This window comes from Savagea faecisuis (genome assembly GCF_042675605.1).
In the GTDB taxonomy this organism is placed as follows: domain Bacteria; phylum Bacillota; class Bacilli; order Bacillales_A; family Planococcaceae; genus Savagea; species Savagea faecisuis.
The window spans coordinates 536642-562341 of the sequence record NZ_JBHTJF010000022.1 but is presented as its reverse complement, the minus strand read 5'-3'; the positions used below and the strand labels follow the sequence as shown (position 1 = coordinate 562341).

Here is a 25700-nt window from a genome sequence, read left to right as displayed (position 1 = left end):
ACTATTATATCCATTTTATCAAAAGTTCTTAGAAAATCTAGTCATTTTCCAGTTTTCATGAAATTTATTAGAACAATATACATAATTGAAATCAGTATATTATCCCTATTTTTAATTTCTTCTATTTTAATATAGAAATCATCAGTTTTTCTCACTCATTTTTAGACAAACAAAAACCCCCATTTTTATATGAGGGTTTGCTTTTCTTATTCTACCGTCACGCTTTTGGCGAGGTTTCTTGGTTTGTCTACGTCCAGTCCTTTTGCTTGGGCGATTTCGTAGCTGAGGAGTTGGAGTGGGACGATCATCGCGAGTGGGGCGAAGAGTGGGTGTGTTGCGGGTAAGGTGAGCCAGTCGGTCGGTTGTTCGAGTCCTTCTGACGACAGTACATACACCCGCGCTCCTCTCGCTTCTACTTCTGCGATGTTGCTGCGCACTTGATCGACTGTTCGTTTGTTTGAAATGATCGCGATGACCGGTGTGCCGTCTTCGATGAGGGCGATCGGTCCGTGTTTTAATTCACCGCTCGGGTACGCTTCCGCTTGAATGTACGTCACTTCTTTTATTTTCAGTGCCGCTTCTTGAGCGATCGCATAGTCGAGTCCACGTCCGAGAATGAAGACGTTTTTCGCATCGACGAATTGATTAGCCGTTTGGCAAATGAGCGATTGCATTTGGAACGTTTCGTACATGACGTATTGCACGATGGCGAGTTGTTTCGTCATGTCGAACGTTTCATACATGCCGGAAAAACGACCGAGACTGCCGGCGATTAAGCTCAATAACGTCACTTGAGCGACGTACGCTTTCGTCGAAGCGACCGCCACTTCTGTTCCCGCATGCAACAGTAAGACGTCATCCGCAAGTTTTGCCATCGTGGAATGTTTCACGTTGACGAGTGCTAATGTTGGCCAATCGTTCGCACGACATTTTTTCAAAGCGGCGATGCTGTCAGCCGTTTCGCCTGATTGCGAAATGAAGATGAATAACGTGCCGTCTTCGATGAGCGGTGTATAGTAATTAAAAAGTTTAAAAACGCATGAAATCAACAATTACAATTTGATTTCATGCGTTTTCTATTTTGAAAATTTTATCGCTTTATGAATTTCCGTCTTCCATTTCTATCTTTTTTCACTTCACAACAGTTGTTCAATCGGCTTTTCGATCGATTCAGGTTTCGTTTGTGGCGCGAATCGGTCGACGACTTCTCCGTTACGGTCGATTAAAAACTTCGTGAAATTCCATTTAATTTTATCTCCGAACATGCCGCCTTTTTGGTCTTTCAACCATGTGTACAGTGGCGCTTCATCGTCTCCGTTCACATCGATTTTTGAAAACATCGGGAACGTGACGCCGTAATTGAATCGGCAAAAATGTTCGATTTTGTCGTTACTTCCTGGATCTTGTCCACCAAATTGGTTACAAGGAAAGCCTAAGACGACGAGACCTTGTTCTTTATATTGTTGGTATAATGTTTCGAGCCCTTCTAATTGAGGTGTAAATCCGCATTCACTCGCTGTGTTGACGACGAGCACGATGTTTCCTCGGAATTGCTCAAAATCGACTTCATTTCCTTTAATGTCGGGCATTTTGAAATTGTAAAATGTCATGTCTATCATCCTTCCTTTACGTTACTTCTAGTGTACCCGTTTTTTCAAATTTTAGACATGACCATGCTTACAGCTTGCGAAGAATATTCGCCATTTCAATCGCTGCGATTGCCGAATCCCATCCTTTGTTTCCTGCTTTCGTTCCTGCGCGTTCAATCGCCTGTTCGATCGTTTCTGTCGTGACGACACCGAAAATTGTCGGCACTCCTGTTTCCATATTGACGTGTGAGACGCCTTTCGCTACTTCGTTACAAACGTAATCGTAATGCGTCGTCGCCCCGCGAATGACCGTACCTAATGTGACGACCGCATCGTACTTTCCGCTTTGTGCCATTTTTTTCGCCACGATTGGAATTTCAAATGCGCCAGGTACCCAAGCGACGTCTACGTCTTCTTTTTCGACACCGTGACGATAGAGCGCATCTTCCGCCCCACTTAACAATTTGCTCGTGATGAATTCATTGAATCTTCCGACAACTATTCCTACTTTTAATCCTGTTCCAACGAGTGATCCTTCGTATACCATATTCATTTCCTCCTAGTTTCTTAAAATATGTTCTAATTTTTGTTTTTTCGTTTCCATATATTTTGCGTTTTCTTCTTTTAACGGCAGTTCTAATGCGACGCGTTTCGTCACTTGTAAGCCATGTCCTTCAAGCCCTGCAATTTTACGTGGGTTGTTCGTCAACAAGTGCAAAGTACGTAATCCGAGATCCGCTAAAATTTGAGCACCGATGCCGTAGTCGCGCAAGTCGTCTGGAAATCCGAGCGCAACGTTCGCTTCGACCGTATCGAGCCCTTCTTCTTGCAGTTTGTAAGCGCGCATTTTATTGACGAGTCCAATGCCTCGCCCTTCTTGGCGCATATAAAGTAAAACACCTTCTCCAGCCGCTTCGATTTGACGCATCGCTGCATCGAGTTGTGGACCGCAGTCACAACGTCTCGAACCGAACACATCTCCCGTTAAACATTCCGAATGGACGCGTACGAGCACGTCTTCTTTCCCGGCTACGTCTCCTTTAACGAATGCGATATGTTCTTGATTCGTCAGTTTCTCGACATATGTCACCGCACGAAACTCTCCGTAATCGGTCGGCATTTTCGTCTCGACAATCCGTTCGATCAGTCGTTCTTCATGTCGACGGTATTCGATCAATTGCTCGATCGAAACGATGACGAGATCAAGTCGCTCGGCAATTTTCTCTAAGTCTGGAAGTCGTGCCATCGTGCCGTCTTCATTCATAATTTCACAAATGACACCGACTGGCTCACTGCCTGCCAATTTCGCAAAATCGACAGCCGCTTCCGTATGGCCTGCACGTTTCAACACGCCGCCACGTTTGGCGATGAGCGGAAAAATATGTCCCGGTCTTTTAAATTCTTCAGGTCGGGCATCTTTCGCAAGGAGTCGTTCGATCGTCGTCGCCCGTTCAAAAGCTGAAATGCCCGTATGACAACTTTCGTGATCGACACTTACCGTAAACGCCGTTCCGTACGGGTCACTATTGTTCGTCACCATCGGATTGAACTCTAGCGCTTCCGCCCGCTCTTCTGTCATCGGCACACAAATTAATCCGCGTCCTTCTGTCGCCATAAAGTTCACCATTGCGCCATCTGTAAATTCAGCTAATGATACGAAATCCCCTTCATTTTCACGATCTTCATCATCAACGACGATAATCGCTTTACCACGCTTCAATTCTTCTATCGCTCGTTCAATTGTCGCAAACATAAAACCCCTCCTATACAAATCCATTTTGCATTAATACGTCCATCGTCACACCGCTCGATTGAGTCGTTTGTTCTCTTGCCGTCAATAGTTCATCGATATATTTCGCAAACATATCACACTCGATATTTACCGGATCGCCGACATCTTTCGCGCCTAATACCGTATCGCGTTCAGTCGTCGGAATGAGCGAAATGATAAATCCTCGCTCCGTCACACCAAATAAAGTGAGTGACGTCCCGTCTACCGCTACTGAGCCTTTTTGAATGAGGTAACGGCGAAACGGTTCGGGAATATCAATTTCGACGTAACGCGCATTATCTTTACGACGCGTCTTCACGATCTGACCGACTGTATCGACATGTCCCGACACGAAATGACCGCCAAATCGGTCTCCCGCTGCGAGCGCTCGCTCTAAATTGACTGCACTTTGCGTGCTGAGCGAGCCTAATGTAGTCGCTTTCATCGTTTCATGCATAACATCTGCGGTAAATGCGTTCGCTCCGAGCGTTTCCACCGTTAAACAAACACCGTTCACGGCGATGCTGTCGCCAATTTTTGCATCTTGTAACACTTTCTCTCCAGTAATCGTTAATTTCATGCCGGCAGAAGAAGGTTGAATCGCACGAATCGCACCGATTTCTTCTATAATTCCTGTGAACATGAATCGTCCTCCTTTTCGAATTGAGCATACGCTAAAATATCAGGACCGACTTGTGTCACTCGTTCAAATTGGAGCTTCGTACTGTCATTCATTTCTGCACGGTCCGACGTAAATAAACTCGGTCCGTTTCCGATTAATTTTGGCGCAATGAAAACGTACGCATCTTGCGCTAATCGTTCTTCAATCATACTCGCATGAATGGACGGACCACCTTCGACAAATAGCGTCATAATGCCTTCTTCACCTAATTTTTTTAAAACGGTGCGCAAAAAAGGACGTGACGGGTCAATGCGTTCGACTCGTACGAAATGAGAAGGATACGCAACATTTCGGTCGCTCGTCGTAAATATGATCGTTTGTACCGCTCCATCGGTCACAACATTTGCATCGATTGGCGTTTGAAGTCGCCGATCTAAAATAATTCGTATGGGATGTTTTCCACCTTGGGGTAATCGGGTGGTTAAAAATGGGTTATCATCTAAAACAGTGCCGCTTCCGACGAGAATCGCATCGTATTGGTGGCGGAGTTCATGCACGTGGTGACGCGCTTCCGCAGATGTGATCCATTTGCTGTCGCCACGGGATGTGGCGAGTCGACCATCGAGGGTGATGGCTGCTTTCAATGTCGTATAAGGCATTCCTGTTTGTATGTAATGAAAAAATGGTCGATTCAACATGTTTGCTTCTCGTTCGCATAAACCAACGTCCACTTCTATACCAGCTGCGCGCAACTTTGCAATTCCGCGCCCTGCGACTCGTTCATTCGGATCTACCGTCGCCACGATGACGCGGCGGATTCCGCTTCGAATAATCGCATCGCTACAAGCTCCTGTGCGTCCCGTATGGGAACACGGCTCTAACGTGACGTATAGATCTGCTCCTTGTGCTCGGTCTCCTGCCATTTGTAAAGCGTGGACTTCCGCATGAGCATCACCGGCTCTTAAATGCGTCCCGATTCCTAAAATTTCTCCTTGCTTGACACATACTGCGCCAACAGAAGGATTCGGTGACGTTTGGCCAATCGTCTCTTTCGCTAACTGTAATGCAAACTGCATATAGTGTAAATCTGTCATTGGCATCGCCTCCTCTTGTACGTCATATACGAACAGAGGCATGTTGAAAAAACACGACATTTTCCTTCTCCCATCCAGACTTTAACTGTCGGTGCCGGAATTTCACCAGCTCAGCCGCTCGCGATATGCTTGCGGGTCACGGACTGTCGAACACGCTCGTTCGAGTCACCGTCGGTAAGGAATTGCACCTTGCCCCGAAGGAAAAAACATCTTGTGAAAAACTGTATCATAGCTTTCTGAAAAATGCAAAGTCTTTTCTTTTATTATTTTTAAATAATTAATTATTATTTTGTAAAATCATTTAGTCTATCTATATCAATACTTTAAAATACTTTTTAAAAAAATAAAGAAAATAAAAAGCGTCAAAAATGAAAGACATTCACTTTTGATATTTTCCATTTATTTCATTTTTCTTGTTGCTTTTCCGGAACCGTTTTCCACCAATTCATATTTTCTGTCTTATTGAAATTGATCACCATAACTGTCACAATCGGCGCGAAAATCATACCGATAAATCCGAACACTTTCAATCCGACATACATGACGAACAATGCTAAAACGGTGTTCAAACCGAGTTTCGTTCCGACAATTTTCGGTTCCATCACATTGCGTACGAGCGTCACTACTCCGTAAATGACCGCAAGTTGAATACCTAATGTAATGTTTCCATTTAAGAAGGCGATGATGATCCAAGGGACCATAATTCCCCCTGTACCGAATACTGGAATCATATCAAAAATGGCAATTCCAGCCGCAATTCCGACCGCATTCGGTAATCCGATAATTAAAAATCCGACCGCAAGCTCAACAAATGTTATAGAAGCGATAATCATATACGCTTTTACATAATCGAAAACACTTTTTCCAAAACTGTTTTTTACTTTACTTAAGAAAGTAATAGTTTTCGGTTGTAATTGAGCGAGGAAAAATCGCTTTAATTGATCGAAGTCCCAAATGATGAAAACAGAAGCGAGTAAAGCAAATGACACGGTAATGAAGAAGCTCGGTAAAGAAAGTGAGAAAGATGTAATAATTCCAGCTAAATCTCCAGACCATGAAATGATTGCATTCGTAATCGATTTTAAAACATCATTTAACATCGAGCGATATTGCGATGATAATTCAGGTGAAATGCGTGCAAATATCGCTTCACTCCACTCTTTCACCTTTTCAAGTGCGGGTAAAATACTGTCGTAATAAAGATGAGGCGCTTGTTTTACCGCATCTCCTATCCATCCTAAACTTTTAAAAACGAGCCAAGTGATGAGGCTACCGATTAACGTATAGAGCGCGAAGATGACGATGAGCGCCCACACTCTCACATTGTGAAGTGGCGTCCTTTTCGTCAACCAACGAACGATCGGCATACAAGTCGCTGCGATTAAAAAGGCGATGACGAACGGCATAATAACAGGAAATACGTATTTAAAAAACAACACGATTAACGTTAAAATAATGGCAATATAAGCAACACGTATAATGAATGTCCGTTGCTTTTCAGTGCGAGTCGTAGGGTCCATAACAATCTCCTTTTACATTATTTTAATATATTTATAGCATAGACTATTTATCCCCTTTTTTCCTTCTTATGAAACAAAATGACGAAAAAGATTAATCCTTCTATGCAATTCATCAAAGTACGATTCGATTTCTTCATTCATCATTACACTTTAATTGTAAAGAGCTATTTCTAATTTATAGGACACTCTCTCAAAACACGAACGTTTTAAATAAAAAGTTCATGAATGTTTCGATATTGGCACAGAATATTTGGATAGTTTCATGTAATTTTCACTATCTTTCTAAAAAATGCGCTATAATAAAGATGCAGTATATTTTTTCAACTATATAAACGAGGTGGAACCATTGACAAGAGAAACTACATATAACTTTAACGCGGGTCCTTCTGCTTTACCGACAGTCGTATTGGAGCGTGCCCAAGCACAATTGCTCGACTTCGAAGGCAATGGCATGTCAATTATGGAAATGAGTCACCGTGGCAAAGTGTACGAAGCGGTGCACAATGCAGCGATTGAACGCATGCGCAAGCTTTACAACATTCCAGAAGATTATGAAGTGATCTTCATGCAAGGTGGCGCGAGCTTACAATTCTCGATGATCCCGATGAACTTCTTAAACGAAGGCGAAACAGCAGGATACGTCATGAGTGGTTCATGGTCACAAAAAGCATTAAAAGAAGCAAAAATGCAAGGTGCTACGTATGAAGTAGCCTCTTCAAAAGACAATCAATTTAAAAACATTCCGATGGACTGGAACGTAGAAGACAATACACGTTACATCCATATGACATCAAACAACACAATTTACGGTACGCAGTTTAAAGACATTCCTGAAGTGAATGTTCCTTTAATTGCAGACATGTCAAGTGACATTATGTCAAAACCAGTCGACGTATCGAAATTTGCGATGATTTATGCAGGCGCTCAAAAGAACTTAGGTCCTTCAGGCGTAACGGTCGTTATCGTGAAAAAAGACTTCCTCGAAACAGCGAAAGAAGAAAATCCGACCGTGCTTCAATACAAAACACATGCGGATTCAAACTCTCTTTACCATACACCGCCAACGTTCGGCATTTACATGTTAGGTGAAGTGTTGAAATGGATTGAAGAGCAAGGTGGATTAGAAGCCGTCGATCGTCAAAACGAAATGAAAGCAGGACTCATTTACGATGTGATCGATGCGAGCGAAGGATTTTATTACGGACATGCGGACAAAGATAGCCGTTCACTCATGAACATTACATTCCGTGTAGCAGATGAAGCGCTAGAGAAACAATTTTTAGCAGAAGCAGCGGAAGCTGGATTCGTCGGCTTAAACGGTCACCGTTCTGTCGGTGGATGCCGCGCGAGCGCATATAACGCTGTTCCAGTAGCAGCTTGTGAAGCACTTGCAACATTTATGAAAGAATTCCAAGCGAAACACGCATAATAGTGAAACTAGAAACGAGCGATCATCATCGCTCGTTTTTTTGTCGACTTTTTGAAACGCCAAAAAACGGCAATGCGGTAAACATTGCCGTTCGTAATGGGATTGTTTGTACAATTAATCTTTTTGTTGATCCGGTAAAACAGTTTGAGCGATATTTGCATCGAGTGCTTCAAAGTCGTGCAATTGAATCGTTTCATACAACTCTGCACGAGATTGCATATTGTCCAATTGGTTCTTCTGTGTGCCTTCTTCCATGATTGCGTTAAAGACACGCTCATATGCTTTTGCTGCAACACGCAATGATGTCACTGGATAAATGACGAGATCGTATCCGAGGTTTTTGAACTCTTCTGCCGTATAGTACGGTGTTTTTCCGAACTCTGTCATGTTCGCGAGCAACGGTGCGTTCACACGTTTACTGAACTCTGCGAATTCTTTCTCATCGTGAAGCGCTTCTGGGAAGATGACATCTGCCCCTGCTTCTACGTACTTGTTCGCGCGTTCAATTGCGCTATCTAAGTCTTCTACTGCACGAGCATCCGTACGCGCGACGATAACTAATGTCGGCGCAACTTGCTTGATCGTGCTAATTTTTTGCATCATTTCTTCTGTCGTCACGAGTTGCTTTCCGTTCAAGTGACCACATTTCTTCGGGAGCTGTTGGTCTTCAATTTGAACAGCTGCAACACGTGCTTCGACCATTTCTGCTGCTGTACGAGCGACGTTTAAGACGCCACCGAAACCTGTATCGATATCAACGAGTGTTGGTAAATTCGTTGAACGGATGAGATCACGTGCACGGTCCGCTACTTCTGTAGACGTTAACATGCCGAGGTCTGGAATCCCTTTGCTCGCAGTGTAGGCTCCTCCTGATAAGTAGAGTGCTTCGAATCCTGTTCGTTTTGCAACGATCGCTGCCATTGAGTCGTGAGCACCCGGAATTTGAAGTATTTCCGGGGCTTTCACGAGTTCAAGGAAGCGTTCTGCTAATTCTGCTTGTGGCGTTGGCTGTTGGATAATCCACGTCATCGTAATCTTCCTTTCTATGCGTACGTCTTATGCGAATGCAAGTAATGCCATTAATTCATGTACTGGTGTATCTTGGAGACGCTCATCGTCAAGCAATAACTCTTCGATCGCGTTCGCTTGTTTCGATGCGAAACGTGTTGCGATATTTTGTTCGAATTTTTTGACGATCTCTGGGAACGCCTCTTGACGGCGGAAACGGTGTCCGAGTGGATATTCTACTGCAACATTTTCCGTTGTCGTACCATCTTTAAATTTAACTTGTACCGCGTTAGCGATTGAACGCTTCTCTGGGTCTAAGTAGTCTTTCGTATATTGTTCGTTTTCAACGACAACCATCTTGTCACGTAATTGGTCGATCATCGGGTTCGCTGCTGCTTCATCCTCATAATCTTCCGCTACTACGTCACCGTTCATCAATGCGATTGCTGTGATGTATTGTAATGAGTGGTCACGGTCAGCTGGGTTGTGGAGTGGTCCACGCTTGTCGATAATACGGATCGCTGATTCGTGTGTCGTAATTGTAATTTCTTCGATTTCGTCGAGACGATCTTTCACTTCTGGGTGCAATGTTACGCCAGCTTCTGCTGCTGTTTGTGCGTGGAACTCTGCAGGGAACGATACTTTGAACAAGACGTTCTCCATAACGTAGCTTCCGAGTTCGCGCTCAAGTGTAACTTCCTGTCCTTTGAAGAGAACATCTTGGAAGCCCCATCCTTTTGTCGTAAGTGCTCCTGGGTACCCCATTTCACCTTTCATTGCGATGAGTGCTAATTGAACAGCACGGCTCGTCGCATCTCCAGCAGCCCACGATTTACGTGATCCTGTGTTTGGAGCGTGACGGTACGTACGTAAGCTTCCGCCGTCTACCCATGCGTTTGAAAGTGCGTTTAATACTTCTTCGCGGCTTCCACCGAGCATTTTCGCCGCTACTGCAGTCGATGCTACTTTAACGAAGAATACGTGGTCAAGTCCGACACGGTTCAAACTGTTCTGAAGTGCGAGAACCCCTTGAATTTCGTGTGCTTTAATTGACATTTCGAGAACTTCTTTCACTTTTACTGGCTCTTCACCGTTCGCTAAACGAACTTGGCTTACGTAGTCAGCGATCGCTAAGATGCTTCCTAAGTTATCTGATGGGTGACCCCACTCTGCTGCGAGCCACGTATCGTTATAGTCTAACCAGCGGATAAGAACACCGATGTCGAATGCACCTTTCACTGGATCGAGTACGTGTGATGTTCCTGGTACGCGCACACCGTTCGGTACGACTGTTCCTTTCACGTGTGGGCCTAACATTTTTGTACATTCTGGGTACTCTAATGCTAAAATAGCACATGAAATACTATCCATCAACACATAGCGTGCCGTTTCGAAAGCTTCCTTGCTGTCAATCTCCTTGTCGAGTACGTAATCAGCGATTGCTGTGATGATCTCATCATACTCTACACGTTCGTTTAAATTCGTTAATTCAGTCATCTAACTCTTCCTCTCATGTAAAATTTATTTTCTATTAGTAGTCGCGTCCGATATACTTAACACGTGGACGGAAAATACGGTTGTTCTCATGTTGCTCAATGATGTGAGCTGTAAGTCCTGCTGTACGTGCTACGAAGAAAATCGGTGTGTACAGAATAATCGGAATATTAAGCTTCCAATAAACAGGAGCTGCATAGTAATCGAGGTTCGGGAATAACCCTTTTTCCTCTTTCATGACGCGCTCGCCCGCTTCACACATACGGAGTAACGTATCGTCACCATCGCGCTCTGAAAGCTCACGCAAGTGCTCTTTCATTACTGAAGCACGTGGGTCCATACGGTCCATGTATACGCGGTGACCGAAGCCCATAATTTTTTCTTTGTTTTTCAACTTCTCACGGATGAGTTCTTCGAATGCTTCTGGTGTTGAAACTTCATTCAACATATGCATCACTGCTTCGTTCGCTCCACCGTGTAAGTTTCCTTTCAATGAGCTAACTGCTCCTGTCAATGCACCGTATAAATCTGCGTTTGTCGATGCGATGACACGCGCTGTAAATGTCGAGTTCGGCATTTCGTGCTCACTGTAGAGTAAAAGTGATTTATCGAAGATTTTCACTTCTTGTTCTGTCGGTACTTCCCCAGTGATCATATATAAGAAGTTTGCGCTATACGATAAATCGTCTTTCGGCATTAATGTTGGTTCATCCACTAAAATGCGGTAGCTGTTCGCTGTAATAATTGGTAATTGTGCAAGCAACATGTAAGAACGTTTAATGTTCATCGCATGTGAGCGATCTTCTAAGTCATCATCATACCCTGCGAGGACAGATACTCCTGTACGCTGTGCGTCCATCGGATGGAAACGACCGTTTTGGAGTTTCAAAATGTCGAGCACCGTTGTTGGAAGCGCCTGATACTTATGTAGCTTTTTCTCCACTTCTTGACGCTGCTCATCTGTTGGTAGTTCCCCTTCTAACAACAAGTGTACAATGTCTACATACGAGTTTGTTTTCGCTAACTCGATTAAGTCATACCCACGGATGACAATCTTTTCGACCTCCGTGTCCAATACTGAAATTTCCGTCTCACTGACGACGACCCCTTCTAAACCTGGTTTAAACTGTTCCATAACAATTCCCTCCCCAATAAATTATAAGCGTGTAAGCCTTTACATTTTTGGCTTGACGTCTTATCTTTACTTTAAAGGATGTGGAGTCATTTGTGAACTAGGCATTTTTGAATACTAGCCATCGAAAAAATCGATTGCTAAGGAGGAATCACCATGAACTGGCAAGATATTGAACTACTCGTTACGTTATATAACACGAAAAACATCACTCATGCAGCGAATCAGCTGTATGTGTCACAATCTACATTATCGTCACGCTTACATAATTTAGAGAAAAAATACGATATTCCGATCGTTTTGCGCAAGCGCCGCGGCATCACATTTACTCCAGAAGGTGTCATGTTAGCGAAATTCGCACAAAATATGCAACGCGAACATGAAAAAATGCGCGAACAACTCGACAATTTACAAGGAGCGGTCGCAGGCACATTGCGCGTCGGCGTCTCCAACTTCTTCGCTTTAAACAAAATGCCAAAACTGCTCCGCCTTTTCCAACGCGAGCATCCGAATGTCGAATGTCACGTCATTACAGGGTGGAGCAGTGAAATGTATCGCAAGCTGCTCAACCATGACGTCCACGTCGTCATCATTAAAGGAGACTACCCGTGGCAAGAAGGGAAACAATTGCTTTATCAAGAGTCGATCGTCGTCGCATCTCCTTGGGATTTCGATTGGGTCGACTTACCGAAGCTCCCACGTATCGACTATCATACCGATCAAACGATGAAACAAACGGTCGATCAATGGTGGTATACGAAATATAAGCAAGAACCGTTCACGAACATTTACGTCAACCAAGTCGAAACGTGTAAAGAGATGATTGTCAATAAGCTCGGATACGGCATCGTCACCGAACTCGTCGTCCAACGCAATCCCGATCTCGTCATCAATCCACTCATTACGAAAGATGGAGAGTTGTTGACGCGTCCGACATGGCTCTATTACGGGTCCGACGCCCTCACATTAAATGTCGTTCGCGCTTTCATCGAGTTCGTTTCAAAAGTCGATGTGAAACGATTTTAAAAAAAGCAGTGAATCTTCTCAACGAGGATTCACTGCTTTTACATATACTCTTCTTTTAACGGTAAAACGTGCAAACATGTTTCGAGCACTTCTAAGTTGTTTAAAATGACGACATACAATTGCTCACGGGCACGCGTCATATTTTGATGAATCATATGCGCCGCTAAATAATCGTTCGGCGTCCGGTCAACGAGACGCCCTTCTTCATTATAAGTGACCGCTTCTCCAATGATGATAATTACTTTATCAAATTCTTGCCCGATCACTTGATGAGAATTGCGTTCATAATTGAGCGACATTTCTCGAATCAAATCCCCGTTCATCGGTGGGACGGTATAATCGATGAACTTCCAACCACGGCGCCCCTTTAATTGAACGAACTGCTTCGCATCCTGCAAATTCGTAAAATATTGAAAGTGAATGTTTTCATACGGACGGAGTTGATCTGGACGGCGACGGTCGAACAACTTTTTCGTAAATGAAATAATTTCTTTATTCGAACGGATGCGCCCTGTTAATTTAAACGGTCGTTCAGCTGTCGTCACACGTTGAAATGTTTCTTCATTGCGATACTTCGCTTCTTCTCGTCCGATATATTGACGCGGATCGTAAGAAAATAATAAATGAACATCGTTTTGATAACTGTAAGCGAGCAATTTTTCAATATAACTCGGATGCATACGTTGCGCTTCATCAATGACGATTAATGATGATTTCGGCAAATGATGATCTAAGACGTGAGCTGCTCGAATATCAAAGCCTTCTTGTTTTAATCGTAGGTGTCCTTCGTTTAATAAGCCACAATGGATGATCGTCACAGGTTGTTGCTGGTAGTGGAAATGTTTTGCGATATCGTACGTTAACAATGTTTTTCCCGTTCCTGCTTCCCCTTCAATCGCTAAAATTTGATTGTTCGGCTTCGTATGCAATAAATGTAAAATCGTATTTTTAAACTCTTGCTGTTGCGACGTTAAAAAGTATTGTGAATTTAAAAAAGGACCGATTTGATTGAATGGAGAGACGAGGTACTGTGTCGGTGTAAACAATTGGCCAACATCCGCTTCCAACAACTTCTCTTGTCTCGCCAATACATCGAGCAATACCTTTAATGAAGTTTCTTCAAATCGATCATCTTTCAATGTATACAATTTTCTTTCTGAACTGACGAATGTAAAGAGATGGACTTCGCGATTTAAACTGTTTAAATAATAGCGATTTTGACGCAGTTGCCTTTCCATACGCTCTCCCGTTTGTTGACGTTTTAATTCGATATCGACGACGAGCTGGTCACAAACACGCAATAAATCAAATTCTTTACTAATTTGTTCTATGCGATAGCCGACGAAAAAATTGTGAAGTGGGAAAATCGTTCCATGTTCGTAAATCGCATCGACGAGTAATTGTAAATCTTCTAGTTCATGCGTTTTTATTTCAATTCCGAAAGAATCTAGAAAACGTTCAAGCATAGGCGCAGGCAAACTTTGTTTCGCTGCAATAATCGATTGTAAATTAATAGCTTTCAACGGATTCTCCTCATTTCTTCTCTTTCGATTTATTTCTACTATAATTTTTCATCTACTTTATAATATTAACATTTAACGATGAACGATGCATCTTTATGCTCATAAAAAACCACTTCCTTAACATTTAGGAAGTGGTCATTTACTCATTTAGTCTTTATACGGATCGAATTCATTCGCTCCTGCCATCGCGACACCGATCGGGCGCAATGTGTGTAACACGTCAATCGTTTCTTTATGTTCGTCTAAAACAGAAGCTAGTTTACGATAAACGAAAGGACTTTCATCCGTTCCGCCTCCGCGCAATTCAACACCTGCTTCTCGAATCGCGTCTTGCATCATACGTTCTGTCACTTTGCCGCCACGGCGTTTTTTCGTCTTCCAGTTCATCTTACCTGCTGCTTCCGTTCGGCTCATGATGCGACCCGCTCCGTGTACGGTGCTATACCAAGCTTCACGATTCGCTTCATTATCTTTTCCGCGCACGATGACCGATTGATCGCCCATGCTACCTCCGATAAAGCCGAGCTGTCCTGGCGCTGAAGGGGTTGCCCCTTTACGCACGACGACGTATTCACGTCCATCATGTTGCTCTTTCCAAGCGTAGTTATGGTGGTTATGCACTTCAAATGTCGTTTCCGCTCCTAAAATGTCGAGCACTTCATCCATCACAACGTCACGTCCAGCGTACGCATACACTCCCGCAAGACGCATCGCTTCCATATACAATTGACCGAGCTCTTCATTTAAATTTAAAAGTGTCGGTAGTTGTTCCATCGACTCTCCTGGCGCACGGTCTAAAAATTGGCGACCTGCTGCGACATTCAAAAAGCCACTCGCTGTCTTATGCCCGAATCCTCGGCTACCGAAATGGTTCGCAATCCAAACGTCACCTGTTGCTTCTTCCACGAAAATATCGACGAAATGATTGCCCGCTCCTACCGTTCCGAGCTGTTCATAGGCGAGTTTCTTTAAAATATCATGTTCTTGTTGACCGAATTGGCGATAAACGTACCAACCGTCATCTTCAAATAAAGCGTGATCGATACGCTCTTTATTTTTGCGACCGATTCCGAATGAAATACGCGATGCGACCGCATCCATAATATTCGGTAAGTCTTCTCGAATATCTTCATATTTCAAATTCGTACGGACCGCTTTATTTCCGCAGGCGATGTCATACCCTACGCCAGACGGTGCGACTTGCTCTTCATACGCAATGACGCCCCCGACTGGTTGGCTATAACCGTAATGCCCGTCTGCACAGAGCACGCCACCTCCAACTTGTCCTGTTTGTAAACAGTTTTGGAATTGGCGCAATGTGCCTTCTTCATGTTGACCGAATACTTTCGTCTTCATGTTCATTCTCCTCTAAATGTGAATTTGCCGGTTCACTCTAAAAGAAATATAATATGTATCGTTTCACTTGTCAATTTCCACTGGATGAAATGGGTGGATCAGCACTTTCTCTACTCGAATCATTCTTTCTAATTCATGAGAATGTAAATGATAATGGGAATCTTCATGAGCGATAATGCGGACGAGCCCTAAATGTACTCTTTGATACGGATGTCCTTGAACGACCATATTCCCAACTGCTCCTCGTTTTAAATTCATTAAGATTAGGCACCCTCCCTAATTTTACCTATATCTTTATGTAGCCTTCTGGACCTACATTCAAACATAGAAAAAGCTTGTTCCATATTTCGAACAAGCTTTTTCTCTATTTTTAATTTAATTGTAATGATTTTTCCGCTGCCATAATCGCATCAACAACGTAGTCTGCTGTGACGATTTCAGCTTCTGGAATTAAGTCTTCTGCTTTTACACCGTTATGCTCCATACAGTTTGAACATACTTTAATTTTCGCACCTGCTTCTAAGAAGAGTGGAAGCAATTCGCCAACCGCTTTAAATGGTGAACCGATGTCGATCGTTTCTGCATAGCCTTTCGATGCTAAGTGAACGGCATCTGATAATAAAAGAAGTTCTGTTTTCAAGCCTTTTTGTGCAGCTTTCCATCCCATTGTAAAGGCGATCGTGACGTTGTTGCTGTCGCGCTCATGTGCTGTTAATGTTACGAGTAAATCAATTTTATCCATTGTTGTTCCTCCTCTTTCTATACCCTTATAGGTATATTAACATGTGAATTTCAGAAGAACAATGTATTTGCTCATTAATAATAAGGACGAATTAAAATGTAGACGAGCACACCTGTAAATGCGACGTATAACCATAAAGGCATCGTAATGCGCGCGATTTTACGGTGCAGTTCGACATTGCGATTCCATGCGCGCGTCACAGAAATGAGCACGAGTGGTACGATACCTGCTGCGAGCACGATATGTGTAATGAGAACGAAGAAGTAGATCGGGCGTAAAATTCCCTCTCCTCCGTACGGTGTAGACGGCGCTAAAAAGTGAAACGTCACATACGTCACTAAGAAAAATGTCGTCGTCGTAAGCGCTGCATAAATCATTTTCATATGCCCGTCGACATTTCCTTTTTTAATCATGATGAGCGCGAGCACTAAAAAAATGAACGTAAAGCTGTTGAAAATGGCGTTCATAAGAGGAAGGATCGTAATATCGAACGCATCGAAATTTTCCACTCCTGGTAAGCGTGATAACACCGCGATCGCTCCGATTAAAATGATGGAGACGATCCAAATGAACGGTTTATAATTTCTTTTTTTATACGGTTTCGTGTAGTAATTAGACATAAATAACTCCTTTTATTTTTTATTAAAAAATGAACGACCGAGTGTTTCTACGACACTCGGCATTAAATTGTACAATTTGCTTGACCAAAACATCAGTTTCGGCACATTCGTTTCTCTTTTTTGCGTACGCATAATGTGAACGACTGCGTCCGCCACTTGTTCAGGCGATAAAAGCCATCGCCCGAGCGACTGTTTATAGCTTCCGGATTCATCAGCTAAATCGATGAACGGTGTGTCGATCGGTCCCGGTTGTACGACACTCACTTTCACATTGTGCGGAGCGAGTTCCATTCGGAGTGCGTTCGTATAGCCAATGAGCGCATGTTTCGTAGCGGCATAAACGCTCGCTTTCGGCGTCGCTACTTTCCCTGCTTGACTGCCGATATAAAGAAGTTGTCCACCGCCTTGCGCGATCATATGACGTGCGATACGCGACGTTAATTTCATCGGCATTTCAATATTCGTGCGACACATTTGCTCAATTTGAGCGTCCGTCACCTCGATCGCTTCTTCAAAAAATCCACATCCTGCGCTGAAAATGACGACATCCGCTTGCCATTCTTCCCGCCAATCATCCTTTAAGCCGTCGAAAGAAGCGACGTTATAGCCAAGTTGTTTCATTTCGGAAAGGCGTGACGCATTGCGACCGAGTACGAGCAATTGACATTGATCGCGCAACCGTTCTGCCACCGCGTAACCGACACCACTCGTTCCACCAATAATGATGACACGCTTATGCTCTGACATACTCATACACTCCACAAGCGTTTAAGTGTTCAGTAACATCTCCCCGCAACACGAGAAGATCAAGTTGACCGATCACTTGAGATAAAGTGAGCCCTAATATTTTGTCATATTTCGTCGGATACATTTCTTGCGTCAGTTGAAACACCGTTTTCGGTTGCGCTGTTACGTGCTTCAATAAGCGTTCCAAGCGACGTTCAATTTGCGCAAGACGCATATCAATCAATTCATTCGGACTGTCGATGATCATCTCATCATGTGCTGCATAGACGCGACTTAATCCAAGTTCACGCATCTTTAATAAGGATGCACGATATTGAACGAGTGACTTCGGACGTTCCGCTCCAATTTCTAAAGGTGCTTCCAGTAGTGGATTCGGCAATGTTCCCGACAATAACATATCGCCACCTAAACATTCTCGTGTTTCCTCATGGACAAAAATAAAATGACTTTGCGCATGTCCAAGCGTTTCATAAACGAGCCAATCCGGATGATGAGGTAGATAATCTCCTTCTTGTAAAAATTGATCCATTGGACGTTCCGCCATATATTGAAAATTTCCTTCTACAGCTTTTTTCCAATATAAAAGATGTTCAGGTACCCCAAAAGATAATAATGTACGCATAAAGAAAGAATAATGCCAGTTAAAGAAAGATTCACTGCGCGCCATCCATTCTCCCGTATAACGATGGCCGATGACGACAGCGTTCGGAAATAAATCCGTCCACCCCGCATGGTCTGGGTGATGATGCGTTAAAATGAGCTGTTCAATTTGCTCAAGTTCAATTTGTTGAGCAGCGAGTTGTTCAATAATTTGTGCGCGCGCGACTTCTGTTCGAGGCGCCGCATCAATTAATGACAATACTTCACCGTGAAGTACAAAACTATGAATAGGACCGACTTGGAATGGGGTATCAATCGAAATCGATGTAATCCTTTCACGCATTGGCATTCCTCCTTTATTTTTTATATTCTTCTATTACACACGATTTCCCTAACAATTTCAACTGTCGGTCTTTCCTATGGTAAACTGAAAAGAAATGTTGTTTTTTATGAAAGGATGTTTGAAATGAAAAAAATTGCTTTTATCGGTGCAGGTTCTATGGCAGAAGCCATCATTGCAGGAATCGTGAAACATGAAGTGCTCCCTGCGAATGCTATTTATGTAACGAATCACTCGAATAAAGAACGTCTCGCACGCCTTCACGAACAGTACGGTGTGACGCCGTTCCGTGACGTCGAAAATATTAAAGATGTCGACGTCCTCATTTTCGCCACAAAACCGAATCAAATCGCGGAAGTGTTGCCAAAATACGCTTCTCTTACAAACGCCATCATCGTATCCGTTCTTGCAGGAACACCGCTCGCTACTTTCGAAGCGACATTCCCGAATCAAGCGATTGCGCGCGTCATGCCGAATACGTCTGCTACGATTGGCGAATCAGCAAGCGGGGTAGCTTGGAATACGAAAGTGACAGATGAGGCGAAGCGCTGGGTGACGTCACTCGTCGAAGCAATCGGCATCGTTCAAGAAGTAGATGAAGAACAATTGCATACCGTGACAGGTCTTTCAGGGAGCGGTCCTGCTTACGTCTATTTCTTCGTAGAAGCTTTAGAAGCGGCAGCCATTCAAGAAGGGTTGGACCCGAAAACGGCGCGCGAGCTCGCTATCCAAACGATTAAAGGAGCGGCCTTAATGCTCGATGAGACGCGAGAAGAGCCCGCTACTTTGCGCGAACGTGTCACGAGTCCGAACGGTACGACAGCAGCAGGCCTAGATGCATTGCGCGAGCATCAATTTGCGGAAACGATTCACGCTTGTGTTCAAGCCGCAAAACAACGTTCCATTGAACTCGGAAAAGCATAAGGACAAAACAACACGACAATTACGTTGTCGTGTTGTTTGTCTGTAACGGAATATCCACTGTCATAAAATCTTCCGCAATCGAAATCGTTTGAAATTGTGCTTTTCCTTGTGCTAAAAATGCAGGCAAATCATGTTTCAAAAAACGTGCGCTAATGTGCGTGACGACGAGTCGCTTTACATTCGCTTCATCCGCTACTTGCGCCGCTTCGCGTATCGTCGCATGCCCGTACTGCTTCGCGATCGTTGCTGTCGCATCATCAAAAGTCGCCTCATGAATGAGCAAATCCGCTTCGTGCGCAAGGTCAATTGAAGCCTTCGTATACGCGGTATCTCCTAAAATGGTGACGACTCTTCCTTTTTGCTTTTCTGTCGTGACGTCTACACTCCGAACGAGCGTACCATCTGAAAGTTCAACATCTCGCCCATTTTTTAATTCACTAAGTAACGGCCCTTTCGGAACGCCTCTTTTTAACGCTTCTTCGATTAATAGCGTACCTGGGCGCTCTTTTTCTTCGATGCGATAACCGTAACTGTCAATGACGTGAGCTAATTTTCGAGCTCGTACGCGAAATTTCGGGGAATCGATCACTTGCCCATCCTCTACAATTTTGTAATGAATCGGATAAGGGATGTGAGTTTTCGTCGTCTGCATCGTCATCGTAAGCCACGCTTCTAATCCAGGCGGACCATAAATCGTCAAAGGAGTTTCTCCTCCTAAGAAGGAGCGGGAACTGAGGAAACCAGGAAGCCCGAAAATATGATCGCCGTGCAAATGGGTAATGAAGATGCGATTAATTTTAGACGGCTTAATTGACGTGTGAAGCAGTTGATGTTGTGTCGCTTCCCCACAATCAAACATCCAATAATCTTCCCCTTCATTGCGCAAGTTTAAAATGATGCTTGACGTATTGCGCGTCTTCGATGGCATTCCTGCCCCCGTTCCAAGAAATGTGACGTCCATTAACTCTCCTTCTTTCCTTTCGAAATAACATCTCGTCCAAATTTTTGTTGCAGTTGATGCAATACTCGCAACGTTTCATTTTCTTTTTCATAACGTTCATACGTATCGAATGTTAACTGCTCGACAATTTCATTTTGTTCGACTAATTCACTCACCGTCACACCGAGCAATCGAACGGGTTGGCCGTTCCAAAGTTGTTGTAACAATTGATCCGATTTTTGTGTCAAATCATCGCTTTCTACTAAAGGAACGGAATACGTACGACTGCGCGATTGTTGTTTCCAATTCGCATATTTAATTTGAACGGTTAATGTGTAGCCGACTTTTTGTAGTTCTTTTAAGCGACGTGACACTTTTTCACTCAATTTTCCGAGCGTGCGATACAACTCGTTTGAATCCGTTTCATCTGCGGGAAGTGTCGTGGAGGAGCCGACACTTTTACGGTCTTCCGCTGCCTCTGGATCCACTACTCTCGAATCTTCCCCATTCGCTCGGGCATGCAATCGCTCTCCATGTTTTCCTAAATTCCCTTTGACAAGTGCTAAAGAAGCTTTCGCTAAATCACCGATCGTTTGAATGTCGAGTGCGTGTAATTTTTGTTCTGTACTTTCACCGACTCCGTACATTTCGATGACTGGGAGCGGCCAAAGTACTTGAGGGACATCTCGCTTTCTCAAAATCGATATACCGAGTGGTTTTTTTAAATCTGATGCTGTTTTCGCTAAAAATTTATTCGGAGCAATTCCGATAGAACACGGTAAATCGAGTTCTTCGAGCAACCGCCTCTGAATACTTTCTGCGATTTCGACCGCATGTGTCAAACCGCCGATATCCGTAATATCCATGTACGCTTCATCGATCGATACCGGTTCGACGAGCGGGGTGAACTGTCTTAACAACTCAAATATTTTCTCAGAATATTGGCGATACAACGCGTGGCGTGTTTGAATGACGATGAGTTCGGGGGCGAGTCGTCTCGCTTCTCCGACGTTCATCGTCGTATACACACCGAGCGCCCTCGCTTCATAAGAACACGTCACGACAACACCACGACGCTCTCTCGGATTTCCAGCAACCGCGATCGGTTTGCCTTTTAATTTCGGGTTTTCAGCCTGTTCTACCGATGCAAAGAAACTGTTCATATCGACATGTAAAATGACACGAACCTTTGCCACTGCCATCACTTCATTTCATTCATCTCATCTTGCGCAAATTCAATGACATCTTCCATACCTTCTGTCGAATTCACTAAAATATCGAAATCGATAATCGTAACGAGTTCATCTTCCAAATCATAAATCGCTCGGAAATACGGAACTTGTGAATACGTTTGTAAACTTTTTTCAGCGAGTTTATCATCTTCCATTTGAACAATTTGATCCGCATGTTCTACGAAAAACGCGATCGTCAACGCTTCCGCTTGATAAATGATGTACGCCTCGCCATCTTTACGGCTAGTCGTACGGTCATACAACAAATAACCGAGGTCTAATACTGGAATGACTTCCCCTTGTTGTTTCACGAAACCGTCAACATAGTCTGGCATTTTCGGAACGAATGATACACGCAAATTATTTTCAACCGATTGTACTTTTTCAATATTACAAGCAAATCGTTGCCCGTTCGTACGGAATGTTAATGCGTTCATACATGCACCGCTCCCTTTACAATTTCAGTTAATAATTCATGCAATTTCTCCAATTCTTCTACAGGCATGCGCTCATTGACCGTATGGATTTCTTCGTATCCCACTGATAAAGTAACTGTCGGCACACCCATTCCATTGAAAATATTACCGTCACTACCGCCACCGCTCGCCATAATTTCAGGCTTGCGACCAATTTTTTCAATCGCACGCATCGCAACTTGTACGACGTCATCCTCTTCTGTAAAGGAGAATCCTGGGTACATCTTTTGAACGTCGACGATTGCACGTCCTCCTAATTTTTCTGCGACACGTTCGAATGTTTCGACCATATGTGTCACTTGTGCATTCACTTTATCTTCTCGAATCGAGCGCGCTTCGGCTACGATGATCACTTCATCACAGACGATATTTGTCGCTTTTCCACCGTGGAAGTTCCCGATATTCGCTGTCGTTTCTTCATCGATGCGACCGAGCTTCATTTCAGCAATCGCTTTTGCCGCGACTTGAATGGCTGATAACCCTTTTTCTGGTGCGACGCCTGCGTGTGCAGTCTTGCCTTCAATCGTCACATTCATCTTCACTTGGTATGGTGCTGCGACGACGATTCCGCCGACTTTTTCCGTGCTGTCTACCGCATAGCCGTATTTTGCTTGTAACAGCTTAGGATCCATCGCCTTCGCTCCTTGAAGTCCGCTCTCTTCTCCTGCTGTAATAACAATTTGCATCGGGCCGTGTGCGATCTTTTGTTCTTTTAACGTATCTAACATTTCGAAGATCGCTGCGATTCCTGCTTTATCGTCCGCTCCTAAAATTGTCGTACCGTCTGAATAAATATAGCCATCTTCTTTTAACACAGGTTGAATGCCGATTCCTGGCGTTACCGTATCCATATGGCATGTAAAGTATATGTAATCTCCGTCTACTGTTCCCGGAATTGTCACGATTAAGTTACCTGCTCCGTGACCAGAGCGCACCGCTGAATCATCTTCTACGACGTCATAGCCACGCTCTTGAAACGCTGCAATTAAATGGTCCGCAATGGCGCGCTCATCTTTCGTTTCTGAGTCGATTTGTACTAATTCCATAAAGTTTTTCACTACACGTGTTGTCATTTTTGTTTTCCTTCTTTCCATTGGTGATTGAGGTTTTTATATTTTCTGTTAAAATAGAGATATTATAATGCGATGAGGGGTTTAATAAAAATGAGTAATAAAAAAATTCAAAAGTTTATCGTCATGGCGATGATTGTCATTATGCTCGCTTCAACAATCGTCTTTGGCGTCAGTGCAATTTTATAATGGAAAAAAGCGAAGAGTGTTCGAGCTCTTCGCTTTTTTTGTCACCCTTTATACTTCTTCACAAAACTCCATAAATTGTGATTGTAAATTCGCTACGACAGACATTGGGTCATGTCCTTCAATTTCATGGCGACCTACTTCTCCAACTACTTCTCCGTCTTTTAATAAGACGAATGAAGGCGATGATGGTAAGTGATCTTCACCGAAGAGCATACGTGCATATGCCGTTGCTTCTTTATCTTGTCCTGCGAATACTGTCGTTAAATGTGTCGGACGGTTATCGTGGTGAATCGCATGTGTCGCTGCTGGACGAGCGATTCCTCCTGCACATCCACATACTGAGTTAATCATCACGAGCGTCGTGCCTGGACGTTTGAACGCTGCGTCTACCTCTTCAGGTGTTTGCAACTGCTCATATCCTGCAGCTTCCATCTCTTGTCGCGCTTGATTGACGATATCTTGAACATACATATTAAAATCCATTGTCATTTGTAAATCCCCTTCCTCATCTATCGCATGCTAAACAAACATGCTTATTAAATTAGACAGTTCTATTCTAATCGTTCCCTTTCATTTTAACCATATTCCATTTTCGTTGCAAGAATAGAGCGATAGAAAGAACAAAAAGCGCTTATTTTTCATGTTTTTTGAAAAATAAACGCTTTTTAAAGATGTATGATACTTTCTATTATTTCTTTTTCAATAAATCGATCACTGATTTGTTCGATGGTAAAAAGTGTGTGCGTGAATCGCGAATGAGTTGAATGCGATTTTCCGCAAGTTGGTTCGCTGCCAAATGAGACGGAATATTGTGCGTACGAGAAATTTCGAAAATCTCTTCCAATACGTCGTAAATGTGATTCACTTTATTGAGTGCACGTTCACGATTGTATCCGATCATCTCATCCGCTACGTTAATGACACCACCCGAGTTAATAACATAATCCGGTGCATAAACGATGCCTTTTTCGCGTAAAGCGTGACCGTGACGTGGCTCTGCTAATTGGTTGTTCGCACTGCCCGCGACAGCCTTTACTTTCAAACGCTCAAGCGTATCGTCATTGATGACAGCACCGAGTGCGCAAGGTGCGAAAATGTCCGCTTCCACATCGTAAATTTCATCTGGACCGACCGCTGTTGCACCGAAGTTGTCTACTGCGCGTTGAACCGCTTCTTGGTCGATATCTGTAACGATGAGCTTTGCGCCTTCTTCATGTAAATGTTCGCATAAGCGATAAGCGACTTGTCCAACTCCTTGAACAGCGATCGTTTTGCCTTTGAGGGATGGCGTGCCGAACGCTTCATTCGCTGTCGCTTTAATTCCGCGGTACACACCGAATGCTGTGACCGGTGACGGGTTACCTGAAGTGCCATCGACTGTCGATGTACCTGTCACGTAGTCCGTCTCTAAATAAATGTAATCCATATCTTGTTCTGTCGTTCCCACATCTTCTGCTGTAATGTAGCGACCGTTCAATCCTTCTACGTAACGACCGAATGCGCGGAACATCGCCTCTGTTTTATCTTTTTTCGGATCTCCGATGATGACGGCTTTCCCACCACCTAAGTTTAAGCCTGCTGCTGCGTTTTTGTACGTCATCCCTTTCGCAAGACGCACCGCATCTTCCAAAGCTTCTTCCTCCGTATTGTAAGGCCACATACGTGTTCCACCAAGTGCTGGGCCGAGTGTCGTATCATCGATGACGATGATCGCTTTCAATCCCGACGCCTTATCTTGACAAAATACTACTTGTTCCACATCTTGCTCTTCCATCGTTTTAAATAAATCCATTGTACAGTCACTCCTTTTCCTATTCTTATAATTTACAACATTATAGCGACAGTTTCCATGCTTTTTTGAAATAAAAACTAATTTTTCAAAAAATTCAACACATTGTGACCGGTGAAACTTGCTTGACAATTTACATGAACCACGTAAAATTAACTTAACAGATAAGGAGTTGTTTCAAGTATGGCAAGACTTTTAGCGGTCATCGTATTACTTATTCCTGGTATTGCCGCAGCTTACGGAATTAAAATGATGCGCGACTCGTTATTCGGCATCCCTGTTGCCTTCATGACGAATATGACGTTCCAATTCATTTTCGGCTTCGTATTAATGGTGCTCGGTGTCGGATTTTTCGGCGGATTTTTATTGCGTCGCGACCAACGAAAAGGACGCGTTCAAGAGCGCTTTCAATTACCTCCCGAAGCAGAACAAAAGAAAGACGATTAAAAACTGTTTTAAACGTTCGA

At 43.6% G+C, this 25700-nt stretch carries 27 protein-coding genes, 2 pseudogenes and 1 riboswitch; of the genes and pseudogenes, 6 read left to right on the top strand and 23 right to left on the bottom strand.

Features of this window, described 5'->3' with window-relative positions; genetic code table 11:
* Positions 1 to 206: 206 nt before the first annotated feature.
* From ACFQ0V_RS07655 to ytvI, 7 genes are all read right to left on the bottom strand, one after another.
* Entirely contained in the window at positions 207 to 1049 is an 843-nt protein-coding gene (locus ACFQ0V_RS07655; RefSeq protein ID WP_381011816.1) for an SIS domain-containing protein, read from the bottom strand.
* Positions 1050 to 1136: 87 nt separating this feature from the next.
* Positions 1137 to 1610 carry a glutathione peroxidase gene (locus ACFQ0V_RS07650; RefSeq protein WP_381011813.1) on the bottom strand — a complete coding sequence of 158 codons (474 nt, stop codon included), beginning with the start codon at positions 1608 to 1610 and terminating at the stop codon, positions 1137 to 1139.
* Positions 1611 to 1677: 67 nt separating this feature from the next.
* The gene (gene ribH, locus ACFQ0V_RS07645; RefSeq protein ID WP_381011810.1) at positions 1678 to 2142 is read right to left on the bottom strand and encodes a 6,7-dimethyl-8-ribityllumazine synthase; all 465 of its coding nucleotides are present in this window, start codon (positions 2140 to 2142) and stop codon (positions 1678 to 1680) included.
* A gap of 6 nt (positions 2143 to 2148) precedes the next feature.
* On the bottom strand, positions 2149 to 3342 hold the full coding sequence (locus ACFQ0V_RS07640) for a bifunctional 3,4-dihydroxy-2-butanone-4-phosphate synthase/GTP cyclohydrolase II (protein WP_381011807.1): 1194 nt from the start codon (positions 3340 to 3342) through the stop codon (positions 2149 to 2151).
* A gap of 10 nt (positions 3343 to 3352) precedes the next feature.
* On the bottom strand, positions 3353 to 4003 hold the full coding sequence (ribE, locus tag ACFQ0V_RS07635; protein ID WP_381011804.1) for a riboflavin synthase: 651 nt from the start codon (positions 4001 to 4003) through the stop codon (positions 3353 to 3355).
* Positions 3985 to 5076: a bifunctional diaminohydroxyphosphoribosylaminopyrimidine deaminase/5-amino-6-(5-phosphoribosylamino)uracil reductase RibD gene (gene ribD / locus ACFQ0V_RS07630; RefSeq protein ID WP_381011801.1), complete on the bottom strand. Its 1092-nt coding sequence runs from the start codon at positions 5074 to 5076 to the stop codon at positions 3985 to 3987. The genes ribE and ribD overlap by 19 nt, the downstream gene beginning before the upstream one ends.
* A 58-nt stretch (positions 5077 to 5134) precedes the next feature.
* Positions 5135 to 5282: riboswitch (FMN riboswitch) on the bottom strand.
* Positions 5283 to 5480: 198 nt separating this feature from the next.
* Entirely contained in the window at positions 5481 to 6596 is a 1116-nt protein-coding gene (gene ytvI, locus ACFQ0V_RS07625; RefSeq protein WP_381011798.1) for a sporulation integral membrane protein YtvI, read from the bottom strand.
* A gap of 346 nt (positions 6597 to 6942) precedes the next feature.
* On the opposite strand from ytvI, the gene serC reads away from it, so the two are divergent.
* Complete coding sequence (gene serC, locus ACFQ0V_RS07620) at positions 6943 to 8025, top strand: 3-phosphoserine/phosphohydroxythreonine transaminase (protein ID WP_381011797.1); 1083 nt, start codon at positions 6943 to 6945, stop codon at positions 8023 to 8025.
* A 114-nt stretch (positions 8026 to 8139) separates the two neighbouring features.
* On the opposite strand, the gene prpB is transcribed toward serC, so the two are convergent.
* Genes prpB through mmgD form a run of 3 tightly spaced genes read right to left on the bottom strand, consistent with a single transcriptional unit; the run spans position 8140 to position 11662 of the window.
* The gene (gene prpB / locus ACFQ0V_RS07615; RefSeq protein WP_381011795.1) at positions 8140 to 9054 is read right to left on the bottom strand and encodes a methylisocitrate lyase; all 915 of its coding nucleotides are present in this window, start codon (positions 9052 to 9054) and stop codon (positions 8140 to 8142) included.
* Between the two features lie 27 nt (positions 9055 to 9081).
* Positions 9082 to 10530, bottom strand: coding sequence for a bifunctional 2-methylcitrate dehydratase/aconitate hydratase (locus ACFQ0V_RS07610; protein WP_381011792.1), 1449 nt, complete (start codon positions 10528 to 10530; stop codon positions 9082 to 9084).
* 34 nt (positions 10531 to 10564) lie between these two features.
* Positions 10565 to 11662 (bottom strand): citrate synthase, encoded by a 1098-nt coding sequence (gene mmgD / locus ACFQ0V_RS07605; protein ID WP_194561737.1) that lies wholly within the window; start codon positions 11660 to 11662, stop codon positions 10565 to 10567.
* A gap of 153 nt (positions 11663 to 11815) precedes the next feature.
* Here mmgD and ACFQ0V_RS07600 point away from each other — a divergent pair, with 153 nt between their 5' ends.
* Complete coding sequence (locus tag ACFQ0V_RS07600) at positions 11816 to 12685, top strand: LysR family transcriptional regulator (protein ID WP_381011789.1); 870 nt, start codon at positions 11816 to 11818, stop codon at positions 12683 to 12685.
* Positions 12686 to 12723: 38 nt separating this feature from the next.
* Here ACFQ0V_RS07600 and ACFQ0V_RS07595 read toward each other — a convergent pair whose 3' ends face one another.
* The 7 genes from ACFQ0V_RS07595 to ACFQ0V_RS07565 all read right to left on the bottom strand — a co-directional run bounded on the left by ACFQ0V_RS07595 (position 12724) and on the right by ACFQ0V_RS07565 (position 18616).
* Positions 12724 to 14208, bottom strand: coding sequence for a DNA/RNA helicase domain-containing protein (locus ACFQ0V_RS07595; RefSeq protein WP_381011787.1), 1485 nt, complete (start codon positions 14206 to 14208; stop codon positions 12724 to 12726).
* A gap of 147 nt (positions 14209 to 14355) precedes the next feature.
* A complete protein-coding gene (locus ACFQ0V_RS07590) occupies positions 14356 to 15570 on the bottom strand; it encodes an RtcB family protein (RefSeq protein ID WP_449329114.1) in 1215 nt (404 codons plus the stop codon).
* A gap of 57 nt (positions 15571 to 15627) precedes the next feature.
* The gene (locus ACFQ0V_RS07585; protein ID WP_381011781.1) at positions 15628 to 15822 is read right to left on the bottom strand and encodes a hypothetical protein; all 195 of its coding nucleotides are present in this window, start codon (positions 15820 to 15822) and stop codon (positions 15628 to 15630) included.
* A gap of 112 nt (positions 15823 to 15934) precedes the next feature.
* On the bottom strand, positions 15935 to 16306 hold the full coding sequence (locus ACFQ0V_RS07580) for a DsrE family protein (RefSeq protein WP_194561733.1): 372 nt from the start codon (positions 16304 to 16306) through the stop codon (positions 15935 to 15937).
* A 74-nt stretch (positions 16307 to 16380) separates the two neighbouring features.
* Positions 16381 to 16926, bottom strand: coding sequence for a DUF420 domain-containing protein (locus ACFQ0V_RS07575; protein ID WP_381011778.1), 546 nt, complete (start codon positions 16924 to 16926; stop codon positions 16381 to 16383).
* Positions 16927 to 16938: 12 nt separating this feature from the next.
* Positions 16939 to 17673 carry an SDR family NAD(P)-dependent oxidoreductase gene (locus ACFQ0V_RS07570; protein WP_381011775.1) on the bottom strand — a complete coding sequence of 245 codons (735 nt, stop codon included), beginning with the start codon at positions 17671 to 17673 and terminating at the stop codon, positions 16939 to 16941.
* Positions 17660 to 18616 carry an MBL fold metallo-hydrolase gene (locus ACFQ0V_RS07565; RefSeq protein ID WP_381011772.1) on the bottom strand — a complete coding sequence of 319 codons (957 nt, stop codon included), beginning with the start codon at positions 18614 to 18616 and terminating at the stop codon, positions 17660 to 17662. The genes ACFQ0V_RS07570 and ACFQ0V_RS07565 overlap by 14 nt, the downstream gene beginning before the upstream one ends.
* Positions 18617 to 18739: 123 nt before the next feature.
* On the opposite strand from ACFQ0V_RS07565, the gene proC reads away from it, so the two are divergent.
* Entirely contained in the window at positions 18740 to 19537 is a 798-nt protein-coding gene (proC, locus tag ACFQ0V_RS07560) for a pyrroline-5-carboxylate reductase (RefSeq protein ID WP_381011769.1), read from the top strand.
* A 19-nt stretch (positions 19538 to 19556) separates the two neighbouring features.
* On the opposite strand, the gene rnz is transcribed toward proC, so the two are convergent.
* Together rnz and ACFQ0V_RS07550 are read right to left on the bottom strand one after the other, a co-directional pair.
* Positions 19557 to 20498, bottom strand: coding sequence for a ribonuclease Z (gene rnz / locus ACFQ0V_RS07555; protein WP_381011767.1), 942 nt, complete (start codon positions 20496 to 20498; stop codon positions 19557 to 19559).
* A pseudogene (locus ACFQ0V_RS07550) lies at positions 20498 to 21667 on the bottom strand (DNA polymerase IV); the annotation flags it as partial. The gene rnz and the pseudogene ACFQ0V_RS07550, both read right to left, overlap by 1 nt.
* Between ACFQ0V_RS07550 and ACFQ0V_RS07545 the strand changes: the two are divergent.
* A pseudogene (locus ACFQ0V_RS07545) lies at positions 21621 to 21719 on the top strand (hypothetical protein); the annotation flags it as partial. The pseudogenes ACFQ0V_RS07550 and ACFQ0V_RS07545 sit on opposite strands and share 47 nt — an antisense overlap.
* Here the strand turns inward: ACFQ0V_RS07545 and ACFQ0V_RS07540 are convergent.
* Both ACFQ0V_RS07540 and ACFQ0V_RS07535 read right to left on the bottom strand, forming a co-directional pair.
* Entirely contained in the window at positions 21679 to 22146 is a 468-nt protein-coding gene (locus ACFQ0V_RS07540; protein ID WP_381011764.1) for a chemotaxis protein CheW, read from the bottom strand. The pseudogene ACFQ0V_RS07545 and the gene ACFQ0V_RS07540 sit on opposite strands and share 41 nt — an antisense overlap.
* Positions 22143 to 23258 carry a M20/M25/M40 family metallo-hydrolase gene (locus tag ACFQ0V_RS07535; protein WP_381011762.1) on the bottom strand — a complete coding sequence of 372 codons (1116 nt, stop codon included), beginning with the start codon at positions 23256 to 23258 and terminating at the stop codon, positions 22143 to 22145. Before ACFQ0V_RS07535 ends, ACFQ0V_RS07540 begins: the two co-directional genes overlap by 4 nt.
* A gap of 90 nt (positions 23259 to 23348) precedes the next feature.
* Here ACFQ0V_RS07535 and prli42 point away from each other — a divergent pair, with 90 nt between their 5' ends.
* Entirely contained in the window at positions 23349 to 23444 is a 96-nt protein-coding gene (gene prli42, locus ACFQ0V_RS07530; protein WP_381011759.1) for a stressosome-associated protein Prli42, read from the top strand.
* A gap of 48 nt (positions 23445 to 23492) precedes the next feature.
* Here the strand turns inward: prli42 and ACFQ0V_RS07525 are convergent, their stop codons facing one another.
* Both ACFQ0V_RS07525 and ACFQ0V_RS07520 read right to left on the bottom strand, forming a co-directional pair.
* Entirely contained in the window at positions 23493 to 23933 is a 441-nt protein-coding gene (locus tag ACFQ0V_RS07525; protein WP_381011756.1) for a BrxA/BrxB family bacilliredoxin, read from the bottom strand.
* Between the two features lie 199 nt (positions 23934 to 24132).
* The gene (locus tag ACFQ0V_RS07520) at positions 24133 to 25236 is read right to left on the bottom strand and encodes a Glu/Leu/Phe/Val dehydrogenase dimerization domain-containing protein (RefSeq protein WP_381011754.1); all 1104 of its coding nucleotides are present in this window, start codon (positions 25234 to 25236) and stop codon (positions 24133 to 24135) included.
* Positions 25237 to 25416: 180 nt separating this feature from the next.
* Between ACFQ0V_RS07520 and ACFQ0V_RS07515 the strand changes: the two genes are divergently transcribed.
* A complete protein-coding gene (locus ACFQ0V_RS07515) occupies positions 25417 to 25680 on the top strand; it encodes a DUF2627 domain-containing protein (RefSeq protein ID WP_381011751.1) in 264 nt (87 codons plus the stop codon).
* Positions 25681 to 25700 lie beyond the last annotated feature (20 nt).

What these genes read in the sequence shown, in the direction of transcription:
- ACFQ0V_RS07650 (WP_381011813.1), bottom strand. Translation starts at nt 1,610, where the DNA reads ATGACATTTTACAATTTCAAAATGCCCGACATTAAAGGAAATGAAGTC.
- ribH (WP_381011810.1), bottom strand. Translation starts at nt 2,142, where the DNA reads ATGAATATGGTATACGAAGGATCACTCGTTGGAACAGGATTAAAAGTA.
- ACFQ0V_RS07640 (WP_381011807.1), bottom strand. Translation starts at nt 3,342, where the DNA reads ATGTTTGCGACAATTGAACGAGCGATAGAAGAATTGAAGCGTGGTAAA.
- ribE (WP_381011804.1), bottom strand. Translation starts at nt 4,003, where the DNA reads ATGTTCACAGGAATTATAGAAGAAATCGGTGCGATTCGTGCGATTCAA.
- ribD (WP_381011801.1), bottom strand. Translation starts at nt 5,076, where the DNA reads ATGACAGATTTACACTATATGCAGTTTGCATTACAGTTAGCGAAAGAG.
- ytvI (WP_381011798.1), bottom strand. Translation starts at nt 6,596, where the DNA reads ATGGACCCTACGACTCGCACTGAAAAGCAACGGACATTCATTATACGT.
- prpB (WP_381011795.1), bottom strand. Translation starts at nt 9,054, where the DNA reads ATGACGTGGATTATCCAACAGCCAACGCCACAAGCAGAATTAGCAGAA.
- ACFQ0V_RS07610 (WP_381011792.1), bottom strand. Translation starts at nt 10,530, where the DNA reads ATGACTGAATTAACGAATTTAAACGAACGTGTAGAGTATGATGAGATC.
- mmgD (WP_194561737.1), bottom strand. Translation starts at nt 11,662, where the DNA reads ATGGAACAGTTTAAACCAGGTTTAGAAGGGGTCGTCGTCAGTGAGACG.
- ACFQ0V_RS07600 (WP_381011789.1), top strand. Translation starts at nt 11,816, where the DNA reads ATGAACTGGCAAGATATTGAACTACTCGTTACGTTATATAACACGAAA.
- ACFQ0V_RS07590 (WP_449329114.1), bottom strand. Translation starts at nt 15,570, where the DNA reads ATGAACATGAAGACGAAAGTATTCGGTCAACATGAAGAAGGCACATTG.
- ACFQ0V_RS07585 (WP_381011781.1), bottom strand. Translation starts at nt 15,822, where the DNA reads ATGAATTTAAAACGAGGAGCAGTTGGGAATATGGTCGTTCAAGGACAT.
- ACFQ0V_RS07580 (WP_194561733.1), bottom strand. Translation starts at nt 16,306, where the DNA reads ATGGATAAAATTGATTTACTCGTAACATTAACAGCACATGAGCGCGAC.
- ACFQ0V_RS07575 (WP_381011778.1), bottom strand. Translation starts at nt 16,926, where the DNA reads ATGTCTAATTACTACACGAAACCGTATAAAAAAAGAAATTATAAACCG.
- ACFQ0V_RS07570 (WP_381011775.1), bottom strand. Translation starts at nt 17,673, where the DNA reads ATGTCAGAGCATAAGCGTGTCATCATTATTGGTGGAACGAGTGGTGTC.
- ACFQ0V_RS07565 (WP_381011772.1), bottom strand. Translation starts at nt 18,616, where the DNA reads ATGCGTGAAAGGATTACATCGATTTCGATTGATACCCCATTCCAAGTC.
- proC (WP_381011769.1), top strand. Translation starts at nt 18,740, where the DNA reads ATGAAAAAAATTGCTTTTATCGGTGCAGGTTCTATGGCAGAAGCCATC.
- rnz (WP_381011767.1), bottom strand. Translation starts at nt 20,498, where the DNA reads ATGGACGTCACATTTCTTGGAACGGGGGCAGGAATGCCATCGAAGACG.
- ACFQ0V_RS07540 (WP_381011764.1), bottom strand. Translation starts at nt 22,146, where the DNA reads ATGAACGCATTAACATTCCGTACGAACGGGCAACGATTTGCTTGTAAT.
- ACFQ0V_RS07535 (WP_381011762.1), bottom strand. Translation starts at nt 23,258, where the DNA reads ATGACAACACGTGTAGTGAAAAACTTTATGGAATTAGTACAAATCGAC.
- prli42 (WP_381011759.1), top strand. Translation starts at nt 23,349, where the DNA reads ATGAGTAATAAAAAAATTCAAAAGTTTATCGTCATGGCGATGATTGTC.
- ACFQ0V_RS07525 (WP_381011756.1), bottom strand. Translation starts at nt 23,933, where the DNA reads ATGACAATGGATTTTAATATGTATGTTCAAGATATCGTCAATCAAGCG.
- ACFQ0V_RS07520 (WP_381011754.1), bottom strand. Translation starts at nt 25,236, where the DNA reads ATGGATTTATTTAAAACGATGGAAGAGCAAGATGTGGAACAAGTAGTA.
- ACFQ0V_RS07515 (WP_381011751.1), top strand. Translation starts at nt 25,417, where the DNA reads ATGGCAAGACTTTTAGCGGTCATCGTATTACTTATTCCTGGTATTGCC.